This window comes from Halorientalis brevis (genome assembly GCF_023077655.1).
The window spans coordinates 457,648-479,928 of record NZ_JALLGV010000005.1 but is presented as its reverse complement, the minus strand read 5'-3'; the positions used below and the strand labels follow the sequence as shown (position 1 = coordinate 479,928).

Here is a 22,281-nt window from a genome sequence, read left to right as displayed (position 1 = left end):
TCTGACAAAGCTTTATACTATGTGAATCGGTATCATGCACCATGTCGTCGGAACCAGACGAACAGAACGACGTCCGGGCCGGGCAGGTCCAGGAGTTCAGCGTCACTCGGGAGAACACGTTCCAGTTCATGCCGGGGCCGATGACCGGTATCTCCTGTCCCTGCTGTTTTCACGACCAGCTCCTCAGGGACATCATCGAACGCGGGGAGTGCAGGAGTTGCGGCGCAGACCTGCAACTCTCCCTGACGGCGACCCAGGACGGAGAGTAACCCGGCTCGCTCGATTGCGGGTATCGAACTCGCGACCGGGTTAGAACTGGTAGCGGCGGTCGTCGTTTTGCTGTGGCTGCGGGAACTGGTTGCCGGTCATCTCCTCGAAGGTCATCCCCGAGAGGTACTCGTCGTAGGTGACGTCGTACTTGCTCCGGAGGTGGAAGTCCAGGTTGCCGGTCTCGACTGCAGTTTGAAAGAGCATGTGGACCGCTCGACGCAGGAGCTCGTCGCGGTCGTCCGGGTCCATCGCGGCGCTCAACATCGACAGCTCGTTTCGCGTCTCGCCGTCGAGGGAGACCTCGAGCGATTCGCCGACGTCGGCGTACTCGTCGCTCAACTCGTCCCTGAGGTCGTCGAGGCTCATGGCCGACCCGAGGGAGTGGCGGTGGAAACATGTTTCGGCTTTCTGGGTGGACGGTGCGGAACCGCCAGCGGTAAGCGACCCCACTCCATAGCCCGCGTCGATGACCGACGAGGTGGCGTCCTTGCCGGACGACGTCGACGCCGTCCAGCAGGCGCTGATCGAGTGGTACGAGGCCGACCACCGCGAGTTCCCCTGGCGACGGACCGACGACGCCTACGAGATTCTCGTGTCGGAGGTGATGAGCCAGCAGACCCAACTCGGGCGCGTCGTCGACGCCTGGCACTCGTTTCTCGACCGGTGGCCGACCGTCCACGATCTCGCAGCGGCCGATCGGGCCGACGTGGTCGGCTTCTGGACCGACCACAGCCTCGGCTACAACAACCGCGCGAAGTACCTCCACGAAGCCGCCGGCCAAGTCGTCAGCGAGTACGACGGCGAGTTCCCAGAAACCCCCAGCGAACTCTCGGAGCTGATGGGCGTCGGCCCCTACACCGCCAACGCGGTGGCGAGCTTCGCGTTCAACGACGGCGACGCCGTCGTCGACACGAACGTCAAGCGCGTCCTCTATCGCGCGTTCGACGTGCCAGACGACGACGGCGAGTTCGAGCGCGTGGCCGCCGACCTCATGCCCGACGGCGAGTCCCGCGTCTGGAACAACGCCATCATGGAACTCGGCGGCGTGGCCTGCGAGAAGACGCCCGCTTGCGACGAGGCTGACTGTCCCTGGCGCGAGTGGTGTCACGCCTACGAGACCGGTGACTTCACCGCGCCCGACGTGCCGACCCAGCCCTCCTTCGAGGGGAGTCGACGACAGTTCCGCGGCCGCATCGTGAGCGCGCTGAAAGACAACGAGGAACTGGCCCTGGACACGCTCGGCCCGAAGGTCAGAGTCGACTACGTCCCGGACGGCGAGTACGGCCGGGAGTGGCTGGCCGGGATCTGTTCGGATCTCGCCGACGACGGGCTGGTTGCGTTCGACGCCGATGCGGGCCGCGTGCGCCTGCGACGATGACGGTCCGGGTGAGACGTCGTCTCATTGTCCCGGTGTTACTCCCCAACCTAAGGGCTTCCCGGCCCACGCACGAACTATGACAGAGACGCACGTCGTCGCGATCTGCGGGAGTCTCCGAGACGAGAGCCACACGCGCAAAGCGCTCACGCACGCGCTCGACGCGGCAGCGCGAGCTGACGCGACGACTGAACTGCTGGACCTTCGCGAGTGGGACCTCCCGGTGTTCGACGCCGACGAGGGGGAGGCCGGCGATGCCCTCGAGTTCACCCGTCGGGTCCGCGAGGCCGACGCGATCCTGCTCGGCACGCCGATGTATCACGGCTCGTACTCGGCCCCGCTGAAGAACGCGCTGGACTACTGCGGGTTCGACGAGTTCGAGAACAAAACCGTGGGCCTGCTCGTCGTCGCTGGCGGGAATTTCCCCATCACTGCGCTGGAACACCTTCGATCCGTGTGTCGCGCGCTCGACGCCTGGGTCCTTCCGCACCAGGCTGCGATTCCCCGTGCATCGGCTGCGTTCGAGGGCGAGGGCGACGACTGGGACTGGACCGACGAGGAGACTGCAGAGCGCGTCGCTGTTCTCGGACGGGACGTCGTGCAGTACGCCAACATCGAACCGGAACCGCCCTGCCTCGAGAGCACCGAGAACGTCGGGGCAGACGACTAGCGACCGAACCCGCAATCGTCAAACCCCGACCGTCCGTAGCGACTGCTGTGACACAGTGGGTCGAGAACCCGACAGGTGGTCGCGACAGGGGACCGGTCGCCGTCGCCCGGGCGTGGCTCGAAGTCCTCGTCCGACCACGACGGTTCTTTCGGGCGGGCGTCGCGCCGGGCGATCAGGCCCCGGGCCTGGTGTTCGCCGCTGCGGTCGTGCTCGTCGAGGAAGCGACCAGGATGACGTTGGTCAGCGGCGCGTACCCGACCTTCGGCGGTCAACCGCTCGCCTCGAAAGCTCTCGGCCTCGCGATGGCGGTCGTGCTCGTCATGCCCGCCACGCTGCACCTGACGGCCGCACTCCAGACGGTCATCCTGATCGGCGGCGCCCCCGACCGGGCGGGCGTCAGCGAGACCGTCCAGGTGCTCTCGTACGCGATTGCGCCCTGCATCTTCGCCGGGCCGCCGATCCCTGAACTACGGTTGGTCTGTACGCTGTACGGGACGGTGCTGCTCGTCGTCGGCACGAGCGTCGTCCACAACGTCAGTCTCGGCCGTGCCGCGGTGCTGGGAGCCGTCCCCGCGGCGATCGTTTTCGGCTACGGGTTCCGCGGGTTCGCAGCTGCGGGGGATCTCCTGGCGGCGGCCGGCGTCTCGCTGCCGTTGTGAGCCAGCTACCACGACGCTTTAGCCCCGGCGTGCTGTAGGCAGCGACATGCTGACCCTGCAACTCGACGAGTTCATGGTCGAACTCAAGGACGGGGCGATCAAGAACGTCGGCGCGTCGAACAAGGCCGCGACGACGAAGCTGTACGACGTCGAGTCGGTGGACGTCCGCGAGTTCGGCGACGAACAGGTCAAACTCGCCTTCGCCGACGACGAGGGCAACGAGGTCGAGATCGCGCTGTTCCCCGACCAGGCCTCCGAAGTCGCTCGCGGCATCGAGATGCTCGAAGACGAAGGCGACGTGTTCGAGTGACTGCCGAATCCGGCCGTTGGATCGGCCGCACAGCGACGAATCGAGTCGTCGCAATATGCGCCGCGTTTCGACAACCGTTTTAGGCCGGGTCTATTTTCACACGCTAATGGGAAGCTGTATCATTTGCGGAACGTCCGTTGACGGCCACATCTGCGACACGCATCAACAGGACGTCGTCTTCGAGTTTCGAGGCACGAGTGCAGACCAGCTGACGCCGGGGCGGTTCTACCGCGGCACGGTCGACGGCTACGCCGAATTCGGTGTCTTCATCGACATCGGCGATCGGGTGACCGGGTTGCTCCACCGGAGCGAACTCGACCAGCGACTCGAGAGCCTCGAGTGGGAGTCCGGAGACGACGTGTACGTGCAGGTGAAGAACGTGCGGGACAACGGGAACATCGACCTCGGCTGGTCGATCCGCCAGTCCGAGCGCGAGTTCCGCGGCACGCTCATCGACGACCCCGAAAACGATCACGCCGTCCTCGCCGAGAACGAAGGCGACGAGACGACGGGCGACCAGGACGAGACCGACGAGGCTCCCGTCCGTCACGAGGTCGGCGGCGTCGCCGACGAATCGGCCGACGAAGACCAGCGGACGGCCGGCGAAACCGGCGGAGCAGCCGCTGACGATGCCGACGAAGCCGACGAGGCGACCGAACCCGTCGAAAGCGGCGGCGGTGGCGGTGCGGCCGTCGTCGAGGAACAGACCGCGACCGGCGATCTCGATCAGGTCGCGGTCGCGACGCTCGAAGAGCACGTCGGCGAGGACGTGCGCATCGAAGGCGAGATCGCGGACATCCGCCAGACGAGCGGGCCGACCGTGTTCGAGATCCGCGACGAGTCCGCGGCCGTCGATTGCGCTGCCTTCGAGGAAGCCGGCGTTCGCGCCTATCCGCACGTCGAAGACGGCGACATCGTCCGACTCGACGGTGAGGTCCGCCGCCGCCGCGGCGAGCTCCAGGTCGAGACGGAAGCGCTCGTGGTCCTCGAAGACGACGAGCGCGACACGGTCACCGAGCGGATGGCAGACGCGCTGACCGAGCGCGCCCGCCCGGACGACGTCGAACCCCTCGCCGCCGACGCTGCCGTCGACGCGGTCCTCGACGAGGTTCGCGAGGCCGCGACCGCGATCCGACGTGCGATCCTCGAAGACCGCCCGGTCGTCGTTCGCCACAACGCGACCGCGGACGGCTACGTCGGTGGCGTGGCGCTCGAGCGCGCCGCGCTGCCGCTCATCCGCGAGCAGCACGGCGCAGCCGACGCCGAGTACCACTACTTCGACCGCCGTCCGCTCGAAGACGGGGTCTACGACATGGAAGACGCCACGAACGACGTGACGGGAATGCTCGACAACCGCGAGCGCCACGACGAGAAACTCCCGCTGTTCGTGTTCGTCGCCGCCGGTGCCACCCGCGAATCCATCGACGGCTTCGATCTGCTCTCGGTGTACGGCGCCGACCGCGTCGTCATCGACGCCGCCGAGGCAGACGGCGAAGTCGTCGACGCCGTTTCGACGACCGTCTCCCCGTCGCTGGCCGACAGCGACGAGCGGACGACCGCGAGCGCGCTGGCAGCGAACGTCGCCGCCCACGTCAACGAAGACGTGCGCGCCGACCTGGGTCACCTTCCCGCCGTGAGCTTCTGGGAGAACACGCCCGAGGCGTACGTCACGGCAGCCGAGGACGCGGGCTACGACGCCGACGCGGTTCGCGAGATCCGCGAGGCCATCACGCTGGAAGCGTTCTACCAGTCCTACGAGGACAAGCGCGAACTCATCGCGGACCTGTTGTTCCCCGAGAACGAGGACGACCGCGGGCTGGCCGGCCACGTCAGCGAGCAGTTCCGTCAGAAGCTCGACGCCGAGATCGAAACGGCTGAAGCCAACCTCGAACGGCGCACGGTCGACGGCGTCGACGTGCTGGTTCTCGACACGGACGCGTTCGCACACCGCTACGAGTTCCCGCCGACGAATCTCCTGCTGGACGAACTGTTCCGGCAGCACCGCGACGACGTGTCCGTCGTCGTCGGCCTCGCGTCGGACGAACTCTCCCTCCGGAGCGACGCCGACCTGGACGTTCGCGCCGTCGCAGAGACCGCGGCGCAGGACGCCAGTGAAGCCGGAATCGCCGCGAAAAGCGCCCGCGACGGCTGTCTGGAGTTCCTTTCGGGCGAGCGCGACGCAGTGCTCGACGCGGTGCTCGACGCCGTGGCTGCCCAGCTCTGAGCAGGAACCGAGCCGCGAGCGTTCGCAGCGTTATACTGATTTCTTCGAGACGGAGTACTCACCGCTGGCAGCGTCGAGTCTGAACGTCCGACTGCCCTTTTCGGAGCCGATGACGAGGTTCGCCCGCGAGATTTCGTAGTGGTTGACCATCGCGAGCTCGATCTCTTCGCGGATGGTGTCGAACCGGAGCGTCTGCCGGCCGTTCGCGTAGTAGACGCCGACGCGCATCGACGACCGGTTCGAGGTCGGCTCGAACGAACAGAACAGCGTCGCCTCGTCGGCGTCGTCGATCTCGCCGTTCGCGCGGGTTGCCAGGTCCCGCATGTCTGATTTGAACGATGCTCGGAGCGTCCCGTCGTCGTCCCAGATAGCCTCCATGGACTCGCCTCTGTTCTCTCGTCCTAGTGAGCCGCGGGAAATATAGCTATCGTCGTCTGCTGACACGTCGGGCCACTGTCGACAGGCGATCGACACGGACACTGGCCGAGACGACACGCTTATTCGCCCGAGTAGACGATAGGGAGACAACTGCGAATGAGTACAGAGACGTCCGACCCGACGGAGACGGAGGCCTTCGAGCAGGTCTGTCAGGAACTCGTCGACCGCATCCTGGCCGGCGAACTCGAACGCGACGAGGTCGAGAAGACCAAGCTACAGGTCTGTTCGGAGTACTCCTCGCCGAAGGTGCCGAAGAACTCCGAGATTCTGGATTTCGCGCCGCTCGAACGCCGCGAAGAACTCGAAGAAGTCCTCCAGCGCAAGCCGGTTCGGACGGCGTCGGGCGTCTCGCCGATCGCTATCATGACTTCGCCCGAGCGGTGCCCACACGGGAAGTGTCTCTACTGTCCCGGCGGCCCCGACTCGGAGTTCTCCTCCGCGCAGAGTTACACCGGCCACGAGCCAGCGGCCGCGCGCGGGAAACAGAACGACTACGACCCGTACGGGCAGGTCACGCTCCGGCTGGAACAGTTGCGAGAGATCGGCCATCCGGTCGACAAGGCCGAACTCATCCTGATGGGCGGGACGATGACCGCCCGCAGCCACGATTACCAGGAGTGGTTCGTCAAGCGCGCCATCGAGGCGATGAACGACTACGACGTGAACGGCCAGCCCGAACCCGCCGAGGGCGAGAGCTTCGCCGAGGACCCCGACGAGTACGAGTTCCGCTACCTCGAGGACGTCGTCACCGAGAACGAGACGGCGGACGTGCGCAACGTCGCCACCACGTTCGAGACCAAGCCAGACTGGTGTGACCCCGAGCAGATCGACCGGATGCTGAGATTGGGGGGGACGAAGGTCGAGGTCGGCGTCCAGACGACCTACGAGCGGATCAACCGCGAGATGCACCGCGGCCACGGCGTGCAGGACTCGATCGACGCCAACCGCCGCCTCCGCGACTCGGGGTTCAAGGTCGGCTTCCACATGATGCCCGGCCAGCCCGGCATGTCAGAGGAGATGTGTCTGGAGGACTTCCGGCGCATCTTCTCGGACCCGGACTGGCGGCCCGATTACCTCAAGATCTACCCGACGCTCATCGTCGAGGGGACGGCCACCTACGACATGTGGCACCGGGACGACTACGAGCCGCTGGGCAACGAGCAGGCCGCCGAACTCGTCGCCGAGATCAAGTCGATGATCCCCAAGTACACGCGCCTCCAGCGCGTCCAGCGCGACATCCCGGCCGACTTCATCGAAGCGGGGGTCTGGAAGTCCAACCTCCGACAGCTCGCCCGGAAGAAGATGGACGAGCACGGCTGGACCTGCGACTGCATCCGCTGTCGCGAGGTCGGGATGAACGACGAGGACCCCGAACAGATCGAACTCGACGTCGTGGAGTACGAGGCCGGCGGCGGCCGCGAGCACTTCATCAGCTTCGAGGACCCCGAGAAGGACCTCCTCGTCGGCTTCTGCCGGCTCCGGTTCCCAAACGATCCGGTGCGCCGGGAACTCGACGACGCCGCGCTCGTCCGGGAACTCCACGTCTACGGCAGCCAAGTCGGCGTCGGCCAGCAGAGCGAAGACGACCAGCACCAGCACCGTGGCTACGGTCGCCGGCTCTTGGAGAAAGCCGAAGAACTCGCCATCGAAGGCGGCTACGAGAAGCTGGCCGTCCTCTCCGGTATCGGCGTCCGGGAGTACTACCGAAAGAAGCTCGGCTACAAGCAGGACGGGCCGTACGTGAGCAAGCGGTTGTAGTCGGTGCGGTTGCTGAGCAAGCTCTCGTACCGCGAGCGACCAGCGGGAGCGAGCGGCAGTTTTGATCGAGCTTTTGCGAGGAGTGGTGTATGAACACCGTGAGCACACCCGACGAAGTAAAAGGTGGGGGCGCGTGACTTTTCTCCGCTGAACCCCTAGATCTGGTCCAATGGCCCAACAGTTGGCAGACGGCGTGTGGTTGCTGGACCTCGGGTTGGTCCCGCCGCTGGCGACCAACGCCTACCTCGTCGACGATACCGGCGGGTCTCGCTCCGGCACTCGGGGGACGGCAGTGGACGGCGGAACGGGGACAGAGAGCGACGCTGGCGTCACGCTCGTCGACGCCGGACTGTTCTGGAACCTCCAGTCCATCAGGGACGAACTGGCGGCTGCAGGCTACGCGATCGGTGACATCGACCGCGTCCTCCTGACGCACTACGACCTGGATCACACGACCGGTTTGAATCGCATCGCCGACGAGTTGACGGCGCCGGTGTATCTCGGGAGCGACGACGCCCGCATGGTCGACGGCGACCACGATCCCGACGCGTTCCATCACAAGGGACTCTTCCATCGGATCGCTCGCAAAGTCGCGCCGCTCCCGGACGGACTGACGGTCGAACCCGTCGAGGACGGCGATCGCGTCGGACGGTTCACGGCACACCACACGCCCGGTCACAACCCGGGGCATACTGCGTACGTCCACGACGACGGAGCGGCGTTCCTCGGGGACCTCGTCTGGGAAGAGGACGGCGAACTGACGCCGCCGTTCTGGCTGGATTCGTACGACATGCGCGAACTCCGCGAGAGCATTCGTCGCTTCGGCGACCGAGCGGACGACTTCGAGGTGGCCTGTATGGGTCACGGGACGCCGATGACGAGCGGTGGCGGCGTGGCCATGGAGCGGCTGATCGAACAGCTCTGAGACCCGGTCCGAGATGGTGGCCGGTCGCGTACCAACTGCCCACGGGTCGGAAGTTTTCTCACTGTCGGGGTCGACCTACGAGCTATGACTGACGAGGTGGCGATCGTCGGGGCCGGGGCGGCAGGGGCCGGCGCGGCGTACGCGCTGCGAGACGCGAACGTCGATCTCACGGTGTTCGAGAAGAGCCAGGGCGTCTCCGGTCGCGCGGCGACGCGTCGGAAGAACGGCTGTACCTACGACCACGGCGCGAACTACGTCAAATCCGACGACGATCGCGTGTCGACCCTCCTCACCGAGGTGCTCGACGACGACGGGCTCGTCGACATCGAGGAGCCGATCTGGACGTTCGACGGCGACGGGGAGATTTCGGAGGGTCGCGACGCCGACGAACACAAGTGGTCCTACGAGACGGGGATCACCCAACTCGGAAAGCGGCTGTTCGCCGAAACCGATGCGGCGATCGAACACGGGGTTCGCGTCGCCGAACCCGTCCGCGAAGACGACGGCTGGCGACTTCGCGACGACGGTGGGTCGGACCTCGGCGCGTTCGATGCGGTCCTCCTGACGCCCCCGGCGCCCCAGACCTCGGACCTGTTCGGATCGGCGAACTGGGAGCACCGCCTCTGCCGCGAACTCCGCCGGAGGATTGCGACCGTTCCGTACCGGACGATCATTTCGGCCGTCCTGCACTACCCGTTCGAGATCGACCTGCCGTACTACGGGCTGGTGAACTCGGACAAGGACCACGACGTCGGGTGGCTCTCGCGCGAGGACTGCAAGGACGGACACGTCCCCGACGGCGAGAGCCTGTTGGTCGTCCAGATGGCCCACGACTGGTCGGTCGAACACCACGACGTCTCGGAGACGGAACTCACCGATGCAGTCTCGGACATGGTGGCAGACCTGCTCGACGACGCCGATCTCGCCGCCCCCGACTGGACCGACGCCCAGTTCTGGCGATACGCGCAACCCGAAGGCGCTATCGAGGACGACGTGCTGGAGAAAGGGGCCAGTCACGACCTTTATTTCGCAGGGGACTGGGTCACCGGCGAGGCTCGCGTCCACGCCGCGCTCCGCTGCGGACTGGAGACGGGAGAGCGGATGAGCGAGCGATTCGGCGGGTAATGTTAGTCCGCCTGCCAGTATCCTAGCATCCGCCAGAGAACCAGCCCACCGGCTCCCGCGATGCCGGCGAGCGCAATCCCGGAGACCGCATCGAACCACCCGTCCTCGAGGAACCGTCTCGCATCGACCATTCCGACAGCAAGGATAGCTACCGCGACGACGAGATACAGCGCGAGCACGACATCTCCCCACTGTTTTCGGGTGCGGCCGATGAAGGCGAGGCCAGCGACGGTCGTCGAGATCCCGTAGACGAAGAGCACGAGGGGGAGAATATATGCGCTCACAGGTGTCGAACTCCCGTGCATCTGCATCAGATATCGTGATTCCTCGTAGACGACGACTCTGCCCGGGGTCTTCCCCACGGCGTCGGTGATGTTAACCACTCGCTCGAACTCCGGTGGAACGTTCTCGGCCCCTTCGACGGTGGCTGATCCGTTGTTTTCCAGCGCACGTCTGAACACTCGCTGTGTCGGCGCAGAGAGATTCGCGTAGCTCACGGTCTCGTAGTCGGTCGGTTCGCTGACTCGCTCCACGTCGACGGGATACTTCTCGGGAGCGTCGGTGTCGAACAGCACCGGTGGTCCGACGATTGTCACCAGCCCGACGAGAACGACGAGGACGGGAAGGTATTGGTTACGCAATATGTTTCGAACGGGGAGGAGGGACCGATAAGTGCTTTCGGGGGCGAACGACACCCTCTTTGCACGCCCGCTGAACCCTGGAACATGGACCGAAAGCGGGAACTCACCAGCGTCGACCTCGCGGCGCTGACCGGCGAGTTGGGGCGCTACGAGGGGGCGAAAGTCGACAAGGCCTATCTCTACGACGACGGCCTTCTCCGACTGAAGTGTCGCGATTTCGACCGTGGCCGTCTCGAACTCCTCGTCGACGTGGGCGAGACGAAACACGTGCGCGTCGCTGCCCAGGAGAACGTCCCGGACGCCCCTGGCCGACCGCCGAACTTCGCGATGATGCTCCGAAACCGTCTCTCCGGTGCCGATTTCGTCGGTGCCGAGCAGTACGAATTCGACCGGATCGTCGAGTTCCACTTCGAGCGCGAGGACCAGGACACGACCATCGTCGCGGAGCTGTTCGGCGACGGAAACGTCGCGGTGCTGGACACCAACGGCGAAGTGGTCGATTGCCTGGAAACCGTCCGGCTCAAGTCCCGCACCGTCGCGCCGGGCTCTCAGTACGAGTTCCCGTCCGCTCGCTTCAACCCGCTCACCGCCGACTACGAGGCGTTCGCCGCCCGGATGGCCGACTCCGACACCGACGTGGTCCGGACGCTCGCGACCCAACTGGACTTCGGCGGCTTCTGGGGTGAGGAAATCTGCACTCGCGCCGGCGTCGAGAAGACGAAAGACATCGCCGACGCCGACGAGTCAGACTACGAGGAACTGTTCCGGGTCGTCGAGGACCTACGGGAGCGCATCAGTCGGGCGGATCTGGACCCGCGCGTCTACTACGCCGAGGACGACGACGGCGACGACGGCGACGACGGCGACGACGGCGACGACGGCGATGACGACCGCGGCCCGCGCATCGACGTGACGCCAGTGCCGATGGAGGAGTACGCCGACCGGCCGAGCGAGGCGTTCGACACGTTCACCGAAGCGCTGGACGACTACTACACCAACTACGCGGCCGACGAGCGCAAAGCCGCCGGCGAGGACGAGAGCACCGGCGGCGGCCGCCAGCGCCCGGACTTCGAGGCCGAGATCGAGAAGAAACAGCGTATCATCCAGCAACAGGAGTCCGCCATCGAGGACTTCGAGGCCGACGCCGAGGCAGAACGTGAGAAGGCGGAACTGCTGTACGCGAACTACGACCTCGTCGACGACATCATCTCGACGGTGCAGGGTGCGCGTGCGGAAGACGTGCCCTGGGACGACATCGAAGCGAAGTTCGAACAGGGTGCCGAGCAGGGCATCCCTGCGGCCGAGGCGGTTCAGGGCGTGGACGGCAGCCAGGGGACGGTCACCATCGAACTCGGCGAGCACCGCGTCACCGTCGACACGACGATGGGCGTCGAGAAGAACGCTGATCAGCGCTACACCGAGGCAAAGCGCATCGAGGAGAAAAAGGAGGGCGCACAAGCGGCTATCGAGGACCAGCGCGAGGAACTGGACGAGATCAAACAGCGCCGCGAGGAGTGGGAACGGGAAGACGCGGGTGAGCAACCGGCCGAGGAAGCGGACGAACAGGAGGAGATCGACTGGCTCTCCAAGGCCTCGATCCCGGTCCGCCAATCCGAACACTGGTACGAGGAGTACCGGTGGTTCCGCACGAGCGACGACTTCCTCGTCATCGGCGGGCGCAACGCCGACCAGAACGAGGAACTCGTCAAGAAGTACATGGACCGCGGCGACAAGTTCCTCCACGCGCAGGCCCACGGTGGCCCTGTCACGATTCTCAAAGCCACCGGCCCCAGCGAACCCTCGAAGGACATCGACTTCCCGCAGTCGACGCTCGACGAGGCCGCGCAGTTCGCCCTCGCGTACTCCTCGGTCTGGAAGGAAGGGAAGTTCGCCGACGACGTGTACATGGTCGATCCCGACCAGGTCTCGAAGACGCCCGAGAGCGGCGAGTTCCTCGAAAAAGGCGGGTTCGCCGTCCGCGGCGACCGCGAGTACTTCCGGGACGTCGCGGCCGAAGTCGCGGTGGGCATTCGCTGTGAACCGGACACGCGCGTCATCGGCGGGCCGCCCACGGCCATCGAACCGGACACGGAGACGAGCATCCGCGTCGAACCGGGCCAGTACGCGCAAAACGACATCGCGAAGATGCTCTACCGGGAGTTGAAGGGTCGATTCGCCGACGAGACGTTCGTCCGGAATGTCGCCAGTCCCGACCGCATCCAGGAGTTCCTGCCGCCGGGCGGCAGCCGAATGATCGACGACTGAGCTAGTGCTTGTGCGTGAATAGGAGGGGGTTGCCCTCGTGGGTAGCAGTACAGAGGTCCATCGCGAAGTCGAGTTCGAGCGAGTTGTACTCGTCTTTGCAGACGATCAGGTTGTCGAACGACTGCTCGCAGGCGGGACAGGCGATGCCGACTGTGTTCTGGTAGATGCTGACCGAATCGCTCTCCTGACGCGGCGTCAGCGATGACACCAGTTCGTCGTAATCTTCCATACCCTAGTGGGGTCTCCGGGCGAGTATAAATCAAACGACGAAACACGTCACCGACCGGCGAGCGCATGAATTAAAGTCGGGTTGTGCTAATCCAACGAACATGGAACACAGTCGAGCGACGGAGGGCCGATAGATGCGGCTGCTACTGGTCGCAGGGACGACCGAGACGGCTGCGATCGAGGGAATCAGTGCTGCTGGGGCGGACCCGGAGGCGATGGTTCACACGCCGAGCGCCGACGCGGAAATCGTCGCGTATGGCGAGCCGATCCGGGCACCGGTCGTGCCGGTCAGTCCGACCGGGTGTCCGACGCCGGCGGTCGTCACGCGAGCCGTCAAAGAACTGCTCAACCTGGACGTGACCGTCGTCGACGGGGGGCTCGCGGAGCCGACGGGTGCGCCCACCGTGACCGTCGGCGCACGACCGGGCGGAGACGTCCGCGAAGACGACCCGGTGCCGACGGCACAGGGAGTCGTGGCGGCCGCCCGGCAGTTCGGCCAGGCGATCCCGGACGACGAGGTGTACCTCGCTGAGACCATCCCCGGCGGCACCACGACGGCGCTGGGTCTCCTGCGAGCGCTCGGCGAGGAGGCGACCGTCTCCTCGTCGCTCCCGGAGAACCCGCTCGAACTGAAAGAAGACGTCGTCGCCGAGGGCCTGGAGACGAGCGGCGTCGAGCCTGGCGGAGCAGCTGGGAACCCCGGCGTCGCCCTGCGACGGATGGGAGACCCCGTGCTGGCGACGGTGACGGGGCTGATCCGCGGGTTGACCGAAACCGGGACGGCAGTCACGCTGGCCGGTGGCACGCAGTTGTTGGCTGCTGCTGCGGCCGCACGCCACTACGGCGTCGAGGGGCCGATCTCGCTAGCGACGACGTCCTTCGTTGCGGACGACGACGCCATCGACTTCCGGGACGCCGCGGCCACGCTCGACGTCGAACCGACGGTGACCGACCCGGGCTTCGAAGCGGTGGAGCATCCCGCCACGAACGCCTACGTCGCCGGCGAGGCCAAGGAAGGCGTCGGTATGGGTGGTGCGCTGGCGCTGGCCGACCAGACGCAGGTCCCGATGGCCGACGTGCGCGATCGAATCTTGTCAGTGTACGATCGGTTGCTCGACGCGGGCGAAGCGGAGCCAACGCCGTGAAGGGGATCGTCCTCGCCGGCACGAGATCGGGCGTCGGGAAGACCGTCGCGACGCTGGCGACGATTCGCGCACTGCAGGACGCGGGCCACGCCGTCCAGCCCGCGAAAGCCGGCCCGGATTTCATCGACCCGAGCCACCACGCGGTCGTCGCCGACGCGCCCTCTCGCACGCTCGACCTGTGGCTCGAAGGCAGCGACGGGCTTCGCCGCAACTACCATCGGGGTACCGGGGACGTTTGCGTCGTCGAGGGCGTCATGGGTCTGTACGACGGCGACTGCTCCAGTACGGCGATGGTCGCCGAAGCGCTCGACCTCCCCGTCGTCCTCGTGGTCGACGCGAAAGCCGGGATGGAGAGCGTTGCCGCGACCGCGCTGGGATTCCGCGAGTACGCGACTGCTATCGACCGAGAGATCGACGTGGCCGGCGTCATCGCCCAGCGCGCCCACGGCGGCCGCCACGCCGACGGCATCAGAGACGCGCTCCCCGACGACCTGGCGTATCTCGGTCGGGTTCCCCCGACCGCCGACCTGGAGATTCCGGACCGCCACCTCGGGCTCCACATGGGTGCGGAGTCACCGCTGGACGACGAGACACTCGCTGCAGCCAGCGAAAACCTTCACGTGGATCAGCTATTCGAGGTTGCGCGAGCGCCACCGAAACCTGAACTGGAGCGGGACCAGTCAGCAGACGCCGGCGACGGCCGCGTTGCCGTCGCAGACGATGCGGCGTTCTGCTTTCGCTACCCAGCCACGATCGAACGGCTTCGGGCCGCCGCCGACGTGGTGACGTTCGCGCCGACTGCCGGTGACGACCTACCGGAGTGCGACGGTGTTTACCTCCCGGGCGGCTATCCCGAACTCCACGTCGATGCGTTGGCTGACAGTCCCGCGCTCGACACCATCGGTGAGCGAGCCGCTGACGGCTTGCCGGTGTTCGGCGAATGCGGCGGCCTGATGGCGCTCTGTCGGTCACTGACGACCGCCGACGGAGAGCGCGGCGAGATGGCCGGCGTGCTGCCGGCCGACGTCGAGATGCACGACCGCTACCAGGCGCTCGACCACGTCGAACTGCGCGCCACGCGCGGCACGCTCACTTCAGCGTCGGGCGAGACGCTCCGCGGCCACGAGTTCCACTACAGCAGTGCAAACGTCGACCGAGACGCTCGATTCGCCTTCGAGGTCGAGCGTGGCGACGGCATCGTGGACGGACAGGACGGTCTGACCGAGTACCAGACGCTCGGCACGTACGCGCACGTCCACGCAGAAAGCGGGGCATTCGATCGGTTTCTCGATGCCGTCCGGTAGGAATCAGTACACGTCGGCGAGGAACGACCGGATCGCGTCGTTGACCGGTTCGGGGTTCTCTAGATTCGACGAGTGGCCGGCTTCGGGAATCGTGACCCGGCGAGCGTTCGGCAACTGGTCGACCATCGGTTCCGTCATCTCCGGCTCGATGGAGATGTCCTCTTCACCGTGGACGATGAGGACCGGCACCTCGATCTCGTCCAGTCGGTCTTCGACGCCCGGCCGGTGGAGCCAGGATTTGACCTCGTCGTACACCGCCTCGCCAGGGTAGGTGAGCCACCGGTCTTTCCAGTGGTCGACGAGGTCGGTCCGTTCCTCGATAGAAGTCCGACCGAAGAGGAGATTCGAGACGATCTCGGCCATCTGCTCGGGCACCTCGTTGGTGGCCTTCGTCTTCTCGACCATCTCCTCGTACTGCTCCTGGTCGTCCTCGGAGTGGGGTTTCGCCATGCTGTCGATGAGAACGATGCCTTCGAGGGCATCGGGATACCGCAGTGCGAAGCGGAGCGCCATGAACCCGCCCATCGACATGCCCCCGAGGACGGCGGAGTCGATGCCCTTCGCGTCCATCAGCGTTCGGCAGTCGTCGGCCAGGTCGTCCAGGTCGTAGGGGCCTTGCCAGTTGTCCGTCCGGGCGCGATTGTTGTAGGTCACGACGCGGTAGTCGTCTGCCAGCGCGTCGAGTTGGGGCTGGAACATCGTCCAGTCCATCAACGTCCCGTGGCTGAGCACGAGCGGTGGCCCCTCGCCGCGGTCGACGGAGAGCGTTTCTGTCCGATGACGGTACATCTCGGTCGCGGGGGCCGGATCGTCAGGGTGAGTCACCATGTCACACCAGATGGACGCGTGCTATTTATAGTTACGAGCCGGTTCGCCCTGAATAGTACTCGTTTTTCGTCTTAGTTCGGGTGGTTCCTTCGCCGAACGTGTGACAGAGGTGAGACGTCCGCAAGACGCCGCCGCAAAGCTTTTTCGTGCTAGTTGGGTTGATAGAACAATGAGTAACCTGCGTGACCTCCTCGGGGATATCGTCGCAGACGTCGATGCAATCTTTTTGTTCTCTCCGAGTTCGTCGTTCTATCAGGATTTCGCAGACGTAGAGGACACGCTGGTGGTGGTCGTCGCCGAGGAAAACAGCGTCGGGGCCGACGAGTTCGTCGAGTTGCCCCTGGAGTTCAACGACGTGGCCAGTCGCGTCAGGTTCGGCGTCGAGGGCGCGCTGGACACGGACCTGATCGACGAGGGTGCCGAAATCGCCTGTGCGACCAAAACCTTCGACGAGGACATCGACACCGTGATGCGAGTCAAGGCGAACAACTTCTCGCCGTCCGGCGTCTACGGCCTGTTTACCGACTCGCGCGCCGAACCAGCGGTGATCAAGGCCGTCCTCGAAGTCGCGATCGAACTGGGCAAGAAAGGCCAGAAAGGCAAGCCGGTCGGCGCGCTGTTCGTCGTTGGCGACGCCGGAAAGGTGATGAACAAGTCGCGCCCGCTCTCGTACAATCCCTTCGAGAAGTCCCACGTTCACGTCGGCGACCCCATCGTGAACGTGATGCTGAAGGAGTTTTCGCGGCTCGACGGCGCGTTCGTCATCTCCGACTCCGGGAAGATCGTCTCGGCGTACCGCTACCTCGAACCGTCGGCCGAGGGCGTCGACATCCCCAAAGGACTCGGTGCGAGACACATGGCCGCGGGCGCGATCACGCGGGACACGAACGCGATCGCGGTCGTCCTGAGCGAAAGTGACGGCCTGGTGCGCGCTTTCAAAGGTGGTGAGCTGATCCTCGAACTCGACCCGGAGGAGTACTGACGATGTTCCTCGACGGTCTCTCCCAGTACGTGACGACTTCTCGGTTCTTGCTCGCCAGTGCGATCTTCGTCGTCGGACTGGTCATTGGCTACACCGTCAGTCGGCTGGCGCGCCGCGTGCTGGAGGCCTTCGGCCTCTCCGAGACCGTCGAAGGCACGGCGTTCGAGCGAACCGCCCGCGGCCTGGGCACCTCGACGGTGGGCGTCCTCTCGCAGATCGTCGCCCTCGCGATCTACATCAGCGGTGCCCTGGCGGCCCTCCAGATCGCCGAACTGCTGGACACCTACACGTTCTGGACGTCGATCGCCACGTTCCTCCCGCAGGTGTTCATCGCGGCCCTGGCTGTCATCGTCGGGCTGGTCATCGGCGAGAAGGCGGGTCTCCTGGTCAGCGAGCGACTCCGGGGCGTCAAACTCCCGGAAGTCGGCGTGATCCCGACGCTGGTCAAGTACAGCGTCTTCTACATCGCGGCGCTCATCGCACTGAGCCAGCTCGGCGTCGCGACCAACGCCCTGCTCGTGATGCTCGCGGCGTACGTGTTCGGCGTCGTGTTCCTCGGCGGACTGGCGTTCAAGGACCTGCTCGCCGCCGGCGCCGCGGGCGTGTACCTGCTGTTGAACGAACCCTACAGCATCGGTGACGAGATCCGCGTCCAGGACAACACCGGCATCGTCCAGGAGGTCGACCTGTTCGTCACCCACATCGAGAACGACGGCGAGGAGTACATCATCCCGAATCAACGGGTGTTCCAGAACGGCATCGTCCGAGTTCGTGACTGACCACCGTTTTCTCCGGCGGGTTCGCCCCGCGAACCGCTCTCTGCTCACCGGCCGAAGGTCCGTTCGCAGACAGAGGGACCGTCGGTCCCTCGCTGCTCGAAAAGCGTGAAAAAGCGCGAGCTCGCTACTGCTCGGTCGCGTGACCCGTCTCGCACGTTCAGCGCGCTCGACGGATGCTAGCCGTGGAAAACTGAGGCACCTACACTTCTTCGGCCGGCACGCCAGCCACAGTCGTCTCGGGCGGCACGTCTTCGGTCACGAGCGAGTTCGCCGCGACCTGGGCGCCCTCGCCGATCTCGACGCCCGGAAGGACGATCGCTCCAGCGCCGATCATCGCGCGCTCGCCGACGATCACCTCGCCCGTGCGGTACTCGTCCTGGAGGAACTCGTGGCAGAGCAGCGTCACGTCGTAGCCGATGATCGCGTGGTCCTCGACGGTGACCAGTTCCGGCCAGAACACGTCGGGCGTCGACTCTAATCCCCACGACACCCCCTCGCCGACCGTGACGCCGATCCGGCGGAGCAACCAGCTCTTTAGTCGCAGACTCGGGGCGATCCGCGCCAGGACGATGACGGCGTAGTTGAGACAGACGACGAGCGGGTTGCGCGCCTCTAGCCAGTGCTGGAGGGAGTTCAGCGGTCCCGGGGTCGCGTGGGCTGTCGTGCGGTCGTGTCGGTGTTGCTCCTCTGAGTCTGGCACTATCCGCACAGATGACGGCCGAAAATAAAAAACGAACTGCCTAGTCGCGCAGTTCGTCCATGTGGTCGATCCGCTGCTGGACGAGGTCGGGCTTGCCGATGTCGTGGCGGACGCGGAGGCCCTCGGTGCCTGCCTCCTGGAGCGCGTTCTCGGCGATCTCCTCTGCGTCCGTGATGGTTTCGGCGACGCCCACCACGGCGAACGAGCGCGACGTGGTGGTGTAGATGCCGTCGTCGCGCTCGTCGACACTGGCGTAGAAGAGGATGGCGTCACCGGCGCTGTCTTCGTCGATCTGGACCTTTGCACCCGACTCGGGGTCGGTCGGATACCCGTCCGGCACGGCGTACTTACAGACCGTGGCCTTCGGCTCGAAGGAGAGTTTCGGAAGGTCGTCGCCGTCGCGGGCAGCGGTCAGCACGTCGAGGAAGTCCGTCGTGAGGACCGGCAGCGTGTTCATCGCCTCGGGGTCACCGAAGCGGGCGTTGAACTCGACGACCTTGATCCCGTCGGCGGTGAGCATGAACTGCCCGTAGAGGACGCCCTTGTAGCCCTCCAGCGCGTCGACGACGGCCTCCATGACCTCGACGGCGTCGTGATAGTCCTCTTCGGTCATGAACGGGAGTTCCAGCGACGCGTCGCTGTAACTGCCCATCCCGCCGGTGTTGGGCCCCTCGTCGCCCTCGTAGGCGCGCTTGTGGTCCTGGACGGCCGGGGTGACCCGCAGTTGCCCGTTGGCGACGAACCCCTGAACGGTGAACTCCTCGCCGATGAGACGCTCTTCGAGCACGATGCGCTCGTGGTCGGACTCGCGGATGTACTCCTTTGCCTCCGCAGCGTCCACCTGGTCGCCCATGACGCGAACGCCCTTCCCGCCGGTGAGGCCCGCGGGCTTGACGACGAGGTCGCCGTCGTACTCGTCGATGTAGTCGCAGGCGGCCTCGGCGTCGCGGAACTCCTCGAAGTCCGGGCAGCCGGGGATGTCGTGTTCGGCCATGAACCGGCGCTGGAAGCCCTTGTCCGTCTCGATGCGAGCCTCGTCTTCCTGCGGCCCGAAGGCGTAGATGCCGGCGTCGTCGAGAGCGTCGGCGACGCCAGCGGCGAGCGGTGCCTCGGGGCCGACGACGGCCAGGTCGGCGTCGACCTCCTCGGCGTAGGAGACGACGGCGGTCGGGTTCGTCGTCTCGAGCGTCTCGAAGCCCGCCGCGACGGTCGCGATGCCGGGGTTGCGGTTGCCGGCACAGGCGTACAGGTCGGCGTCCGAGTCGGCCAGCGCGCGGGCGATGGCGTGTTCGCGGCCACCACCACCTACCAGCAGCACTGTCTCTGTCATACGCGAAAGCGCGAGCCACGGTCACGTAAGCGTTGCCATAAACCACCGCCTGCGCCTCTCGTTCCCAGTGTCCCGGGCTTTTGTGTGCTCGTACCGAACGCCACGATATGACCGACGGCCCGCCCCCGACCGAGCGCAACCGACTCGACGAGGAGGAGAGCCCCTACCTCCGTCAGCACGCCGACAACCCCGTCAACTGGCAACCCTGGGACGACGCCGCGCTGATGGCCGCCCAGGCGCGAGACGTCCCGATCTTCCTCTCGATCGGCTACTCGGCCTGTCACTGGTGTCACGTGATGGAAGACGAGTCCTTCGAGGACGAGGAGATCGCCCGCCAACTCAACGAACACTTCGTTCCCATCAAAGTCGACCGCGAGGAGCGCCCGGACGTCGACAGCATCTATCAGACGATCTGCCAGATGACCAGCGGCCGCGGCGGCTGGCCGCTCTCCGCGTGGCTCACCCCCGAGGGGAAACCGTTCTTCGTCGGGACGTACTTCCCGAAGGAACCGAAACGCGGCCAGCCCGGCTTCGGCGACCTCCTGGACAGGATTCACCGGAGCTGGGAGACCGACCGCGACGAACTCGAAGACCGGGCAGAGCAGTGGACTCAGGCCGTCAAGGGTGAACTCGAGGAGACGCCCGACCCGGCCGACGAGGCCCCGGACGAGACGATGCTCGACGCCGCCGCACAGGCTGCAGTTCGTGGTGCCGACCGCCAGGACGGTGGCTGGGGCCGCGGCCCGAAGTTCCCCCAAACCGGCCGCATTCACATCCTCCTGCGCGCCCACGAGCGGACGGGGCGGGACGACTACCGCGACGTGGCCGAAGAAGCGCTCGACGCGATGGTCGACGGCGGCCTCTACGACCACGCGGGCGGCGGCTTCCACCGCTACTGCACCGACCGGGACTGGACCGTCCCGCACTTCGAGAAGATGCTGTACGACAACGCCGAAATCACTCGCGCGCTGCTGGCAGGCTACCAGGCCCTCGGAACTGAGCGCTACCGCGAGGTCGCCCGCGAGACGTTCGCGTTCGTCGAGCGCGAGTTGACCCACGAGGACGGTGGCTTCTTCAGCACCCTCGACGCCCAGAGCGAAGGCGAAGCTGGAGCGGACGAGGAGGGCGCCTTCTACGTCTGGACGCCCGGTGAAGTCCACGACGCGGTGGCCGACCAGACGGACGCCGACCTGTTCTGTGACCGCTTCGGCGTCACCGAATCCGGCAACTTCGAGGGCCAGACCGTGTTGACCGTCGCGGCGGGCATCTCGGAACTCGCTGAGGACTACGACGTGGACGAATCCGAGGTCGAAGACCGACTCGAAACCGCTCGGGAACAGGTGTTCGAGGCCCGCGCCGAGCGCCCCCGCCCGGCCCGCGACGAGAAGGTCCTGGCGAGCTGGAACGGCCTGATGATCTCGGCGTTCGCGGAGGGCGCGCTCGTGATTGGCGACAGCGAGGGACGAAGTCCCTCGGGCAATCGGCCGCAGGCCGATAACGACGGTCTCGCCGAAACTGGCGCGGACGCGCTCGCATTCGTCCGCGAGCAACTCTGGGACGCCGACGCGGGCCGGCTCTCCCGTCGATACAAAGACGGGGACGTGAAAGTCGACGGCTACCTCGAAGACTACGCGTTCCTGGCTCGCGGCGCCTTCGACCTCTATCAGGCGACCGGCGACGTCGACCACCTCGGGTTCGCCCTGGACCTCGCGCGGACCATCGAGGCGGACTTCTGGGACGAGGACGCCGGCACCCTCTACTTCACGCCCGCGGACGGTGAGGACCTGGTCGCACGCCCGCAGGAACTCAACGACCAGTCGACGCCGTCGAGCGCCGGGGTCGCAGCGGAGTTGTTACTCGCGCTCGACCACTTCGTCCCCCGTGAGGGCTTCGCGGAGATCGCGGAACAGGTGCTCGAAACCCACGGCGGCTCGATCGAGTCGAACCCGCTGCAGCACGCGTCGCTGGTGCTCGCCGCGGACCAGTACGCCAGCGGTGCGCGCGAGTTGACGGTCGCCGCCGATGGACTCCCCGACGCCTGGCGTGCGGCCGTCGGTGACAGCTACGTCCCGGGTCGGGTCCTCTCGGTGCGTCCGCCGACCGACGAACTGTTGCAGGACTGGCTCGACAGCCTGCATCTCGACGCGGCCCCGCCGATCTGGGCTGACCGGGAACGGCGAGACGGCGAACCGACCGTCTACGCCTGTCAGCAGTTCACCTGCTCGCCACCGCGGCACGAAATCGACGCGGCGCTGGACTGGTTCGACGGCACCGAAGACTGATCCACTAGCCCTCGTTGTGGCTCTGGGCCGCAACTGGATCACA

The 22,281-nt window shown here is 66.0% G+C and carries 22 protein-coding genes; 15 read left to right on the top strand and 7 right to left on the bottom strand.

Translation table 11 applies throughout. The features are described 5' to 3' along the window. Nucleotides 1-41: 41 nt before the first annotated feature. Nucleotides 42-269 carry a hypothetical protein gene (locus tag MU553_RS14440; protein WP_247378713.1) on the top strand — a complete coding sequence of 76 codons (228 nt, stop codon included), beginning with the start codon at nucleotides 42-44 and terminating at the stop codon, nucleotides 267-269. Nucleotides 270-309: 40 nt separating this feature from the next. Here MU553_RS14440 and MU553_RS14435 read toward each other — a convergent pair whose 3' ends face one another. Beyond that, nucleotides 310-636, bottom strand: a complete 327-nt coding sequence (locus tag MU553_RS14435; protein WP_247378712.1) for a ribbon-helix-helix protein — start codon at nucleotides 634-636, stop codon at nucleotides 310-312. A 100-nt stretch (nucleotides 637-736) separates the two neighbouring features. Between MU553_RS14435 and MU553_RS14430 the strand changes: the two genes are divergently transcribed. The 5 genes from MU553_RS14430 (at nucleotide 737) to MU553_RS14410 (ending at nucleotide 5,508) form a co-directional block, all read left to right on the top strand. After that, on the top strand, nucleotides 737-1,648 hold the full coding sequence (locus MU553_RS14430) for an HhH-GPD family protein (protein WP_247378711.1): 912 nt from the start codon (nucleotides 737-739) through the stop codon (nucleotides 1,646-1,648). A 76-nt stretch (nucleotides 1,649-1,724) separates the two neighbouring features. Next, complete coding sequence (locus tag MU553_RS14425) at nucleotides 1,725-2,315, top strand: NADPH-dependent FMN reductase (protein WP_247378710.1); 591 nt, start codon at nucleotides 1,725-1,727, stop codon at nucleotides 2,313-2,315. A gap of 47 nt (nucleotides 2,316-2,362) precedes the next feature. Then, nucleotides 2,363-2,974, top strand: a complete 612-nt coding sequence (locus MU553_RS14420) for a YIP1 family protein (RefSeq protein ID WP_247378709.1) — start codon at nucleotides 2,363-2,365, stop codon at nucleotides 2,972-2,974. 46 nt (nucleotides 2,975-3,020) lie between these two features. Then, nucleotides 3,021-3,284, top strand: coding sequence for a hypothetical protein (locus MU553_RS14415; RefSeq protein ID WP_247378708.1), 264 nt, complete (start codon nucleotides 3,021-3,023; stop codon nucleotides 3,282-3,284). A 106-nt stretch (nucleotides 3,285-3,390) separates the two neighbouring features. Continuing rightward, complete coding sequence (locus MU553_RS14410; protein WP_247378707.1) at nucleotides 3,391-5,508, top strand: DHH family phosphoesterase; 2,118 nt, start codon at nucleotides 3,391-3,393, stop codon at nucleotides 5,506-5,508. A 30-nt stretch (nucleotides 5,509-5,538) separates the two neighbouring features. Here MU553_RS14410 and MU553_RS14405 read toward each other — a convergent pair whose 3' ends face one another. Beyond that, nucleotides 5,539-5,886, bottom strand: a complete 348-nt coding sequence (locus MU553_RS14405) for a hypothetical protein (RefSeq protein ID WP_247378706.1) — start codon at nucleotides 5,884-5,886, stop codon at nucleotides 5,539-5,541. Nucleotides 5,887-6,042: 156 nt separating this feature from the next. Here MU553_RS14405 and MU553_RS14400 point away from each other — a divergent pair, with 156 nt between their 5' ends. The 3 genes from MU553_RS14400 (at nucleotide 6,043) to MU553_RS14390 (ending at nucleotide 9,754) form a co-directional block, all read left to right on the top strand. Beyond that, complete coding sequence (locus MU553_RS14400) at nucleotides 6,043-7,704, top strand: tRNA uridine(34) 5-carboxymethylaminomethyl modification radical SAM/GNAT enzyme Elp3 (RefSeq protein ID WP_247378705.1); 1,662 nt, start codon at nucleotides 6,043-6,045, stop codon at nucleotides 7,702-7,704. 169 nt (nucleotides 7,705-7,873) lie between these two features. Next, on the top strand, nucleotides 7,874-8,629 hold the full coding sequence (locus tag MU553_RS14395; protein ID WP_247378704.1) for an MBL fold metallo-hydrolase: 756 nt from the start codon (nucleotides 7,874-7,876) through the stop codon (nucleotides 8,627-8,629). Between the two features lie 84 nt (nucleotides 8,630-8,713). Further along, nucleotides 8,714-9,754 carry an NAD(P)/FAD-dependent oxidoreductase gene (locus MU553_RS14390; RefSeq protein WP_247378703.1) on the top strand — a complete coding sequence of 347 codons (1,041 nt, stop codon included), beginning with the start codon at nucleotides 8,714-8,716 and terminating at the stop codon, nucleotides 9,752-9,754. A gap of 2 nt (nucleotides 9,755-9,756) precedes the next feature. Here the strand turns inward: MU553_RS14390 and MU553_RS14385 are convergent, their stop codons facing one another. Continuing rightward, nucleotides 9,757-10,395, bottom strand: coding sequence for a DUF7979 domain-containing protein (locus MU553_RS14385; RefSeq protein WP_247378702.1), 639 nt, complete (start codon nucleotides 10,393-10,395; stop codon nucleotides 9,757-9,759). A gap of 84 nt (nucleotides 10,396-10,479) precedes the next feature. Between MU553_RS14385 and rqcH the strand changes: the two genes are divergently transcribed. After that, nucleotides 10,480-12,660 carry a ribosome rescue protein RqcH gene (gene rqcH / locus MU553_RS14380; RefSeq protein ID WP_247378701.1) on the top strand — a complete coding sequence of 727 codons (2,181 nt, stop codon included), beginning with the start codon at nucleotides 10,480-10,482 and terminating at the stop codon, nucleotides 12,658-12,660. A 1-nt stretch (nucleotide 12,661) separates the two neighbouring features. Here rqcH and MU553_RS14375 read toward each other — a convergent pair whose 3' ends face one another. Beyond that, a complete protein-coding gene (locus MU553_RS14375) occupies nucleotides 12,662-12,889 on the bottom strand; it encodes a DUF7385 family protein (protein ID WP_247378700.1) in 228 nt (75 codons plus the stop codon). A gap of 133 nt (nucleotides 12,890-13,022) precedes the next feature. Here MU553_RS14375 and MU553_RS14370 point away from each other — a divergent pair, with 133 nt between their 5' ends. Together MU553_RS14370 and MU553_RS14365 are read left to right on the top strand one after the other, a co-directional pair. Continuing rightward, entirely contained in the window at nucleotides 13,023-14,033 is a 1,011-nt protein-coding gene (locus MU553_RS14370; RefSeq protein WP_247378699.1) for a nicotinate-nucleotide--dimethylbenzimidazole phosphoribosyltransferase, read from the top strand. Beyond that, nucleotides 14,030-15,337, top strand: coding sequence for a cobyrinic acid a,c-diamide synthase (locus MU553_RS14365; RefSeq protein ID WP_247378698.1), 1,308 nt, complete (start codon nucleotides 14,030-14,032; stop codon nucleotides 15,335-15,337). Before MU553_RS14370 ends, MU553_RS14365 begins: the two co-directional genes overlap by 4 nt. A gap of 3 nt (nucleotides 15,338-15,340) precedes the next feature. Here MU553_RS14365 and MU553_RS14360 read toward each other — a convergent pair whose 3' ends face one another. Beyond that, a complete protein-coding gene (locus MU553_RS14360) occupies nucleotides 15,341-16,165 on the bottom strand; it encodes an alpha/beta fold hydrolase (RefSeq protein WP_247378697.1) in 825 nt (274 codons plus the stop codon). A gap of 169 nt (nucleotides 16,166-16,334) precedes the next feature. Here MU553_RS14360 and dacZ point away from each other — a divergent pair, with 169 nt between their 5' ends. Together dacZ and MU553_RS14350 are read left to right on the top strand one after the other, a co-directional pair. Beyond that, a complete protein-coding gene (dacZ, locus tag MU553_RS14355) occupies nucleotides 16,335-17,147 on the top strand; it encodes a diadenylate cyclase DacZ (protein ID WP_247378696.1) in 813 nt (270 codons plus the stop codon). Between the two features lie 2 nt (nucleotides 17,148-17,149). Then, complete coding sequence (locus MU553_RS14350) at nucleotides 17,150-17,926, top strand: mechanosensitive ion channel domain-containing protein (RefSeq protein ID WP_247378695.1); 777 nt, start codon at nucleotides 17,150-17,152, stop codon at nucleotides 17,924-17,926. Between the two features lie 199 nt (nucleotides 17,927-18,125). Here MU553_RS14350 and MU553_RS14345 read toward each other — a convergent pair whose 3' ends face one another. Further along, nucleotides 18,126-18,626 carry an acyltransferase gene (locus tag MU553_RS14345; RefSeq protein WP_247378694.1) on the bottom strand — a complete coding sequence of 167 codons (501 nt, stop codon included), beginning with the start codon at nucleotides 18,624-18,626 and terminating at the stop codon, nucleotides 18,126-18,128. 40 nt (nucleotides 18,627-18,666) lie between these two features. Beyond that, nucleotides 18,667-19,956 carry a phosphoribosylamine--glycine ligase gene (purD, locus tag MU553_RS14340; protein ID WP_247378693.1) on the bottom strand — a complete coding sequence of 430 codons (1,290 nt, stop codon included), beginning with the start codon at nucleotides 19,954-19,956 and terminating at the stop codon, nucleotides 18,667-18,669. A 107-nt stretch (nucleotides 19,957-20,063) separates the two neighbouring features. Between purD and MU553_RS14335 the strand changes: the two genes are divergently transcribed. After that, nucleotides 20,064-22,238 carry a thioredoxin domain-containing protein gene (locus MU553_RS14335; protein ID WP_247378692.1) on the top strand — a complete coding sequence of 725 codons (2,175 nt, stop codon included), beginning with the start codon at nucleotides 20,064-20,066 and terminating at the stop codon, nucleotides 22,236-22,238. The last annotated feature ends 43 nt before the right edge of the window (nucleotides 22,239-22,281 follow it).

Coding starts and splice junctions, on each gene's coding strand:
- purD (WP_247378693.1), bottom strand. CDS start 19,956: ATGACAGAGACAGTGCTGCTGGTAGGTGGTGGTGGCCGCGAACACGCC.
- MU553_RS14435 (WP_247378712.1), bottom strand. CDS start 636: ATGAGCCTCGACGACCTCAGGGACGAGTTGAGCGACGAGTACGCCGAC.
- MU553_RS14335 (WP_247378692.1), top strand. CDS start 20,064: ATGACCGACGGCCCGCCCCCGACCGAGCGCAACCGACTCGACGAGGAG.
- MU553_RS14405 (WP_247378706.1), bottom strand. CDS start 5,886: ATGGAGGCTATCTGGGACGACGACGGGACGCTCCGAGCATCGTTCAAA.
- MU553_RS14440 (WP_247378713.1), top strand. CDS start 42: ATGTCGTCGGAACCAGACGAACAGAACGACGTCCGGGCCGGGCAGGTC.
- MU553_RS14410 (WP_247378707.1), top strand. CDS start 3,391: ATGGGAAGCTGTATCATTTGCGGAACGTCCGTTGACGGCCACATCTGC.
- MU553_RS14400 (WP_247378705.1), top strand. CDS start 6,043: ATGAGTACAGAGACGTCCGACCCGACGGAGACGGAGGCCTTCGAGCAG.
- dacZ (WP_247378696.1), top strand. CDS start 16,335: ATGAGTAACCTGCGTGACCTCCTCGGGGATATCGTCGCAGACGTCGAT.
- MU553_RS14415 (WP_247378708.1), top strand. CDS start 3,021: ATGCTGACCCTGCAACTCGACGAGTTCATGGTCGAACTCAAGGACGGG.
- MU553_RS14425 (WP_247378710.1), top strand. CDS start 1,725: ATGACAGAGACGCACGTCGTCGCGATCTGCGGGAGTCTCCGAGACGAG.
- MU553_RS14350 (WP_247378695.1), top strand. CDS start 17,150: ATGTTCCTCGACGGTCTCTCCCAGTACGTGACGACTTCTCGGTTCTTG.
- MU553_RS14390 (WP_247378703.1), top strand. CDS start 8,714: ATGACTGACGAGGTGGCGATCGTCGGGGCCGGGGCGGCAGGGGCCGGC.
- MU553_RS14375 (WP_247378700.1), bottom strand. CDS start 12,889: ATGGAAGATTACGACGAACTGGTGTCATCGCTGACGCCGCGTCAGGAG.
- rqcH (WP_247378701.1), top strand. CDS start 10,480: ATGGACCGAAAGCGGGAACTCACCAGCGTCGACCTCGCGGCGCTGACC.
- MU553_RS14395 (WP_247378704.1), top strand. CDS start 7,874: ATGGCCCAACAGTTGGCAGACGGCGTGTGGTTGCTGGACCTCGGGTTG.
- MU553_RS14360 (WP_247378697.1), bottom strand. CDS start 16,165: ATGGTGACTCACCCTGACGATCCGGCCCCCGCGACCGAGATGTACCGT.
- MU553_RS14430 (WP_247378711.1), top strand. CDS start 737: ATGACCGACGAGGTGGCGTCCTTGCCGGACGACGTCGACGCCGTCCAG.
- MU553_RS14370 (WP_247378699.1), top strand. CDS start 13,023: ATGCGGCTGCTACTGGTCGCAGGGACGACCGAGACGGCTGCGATCGAG.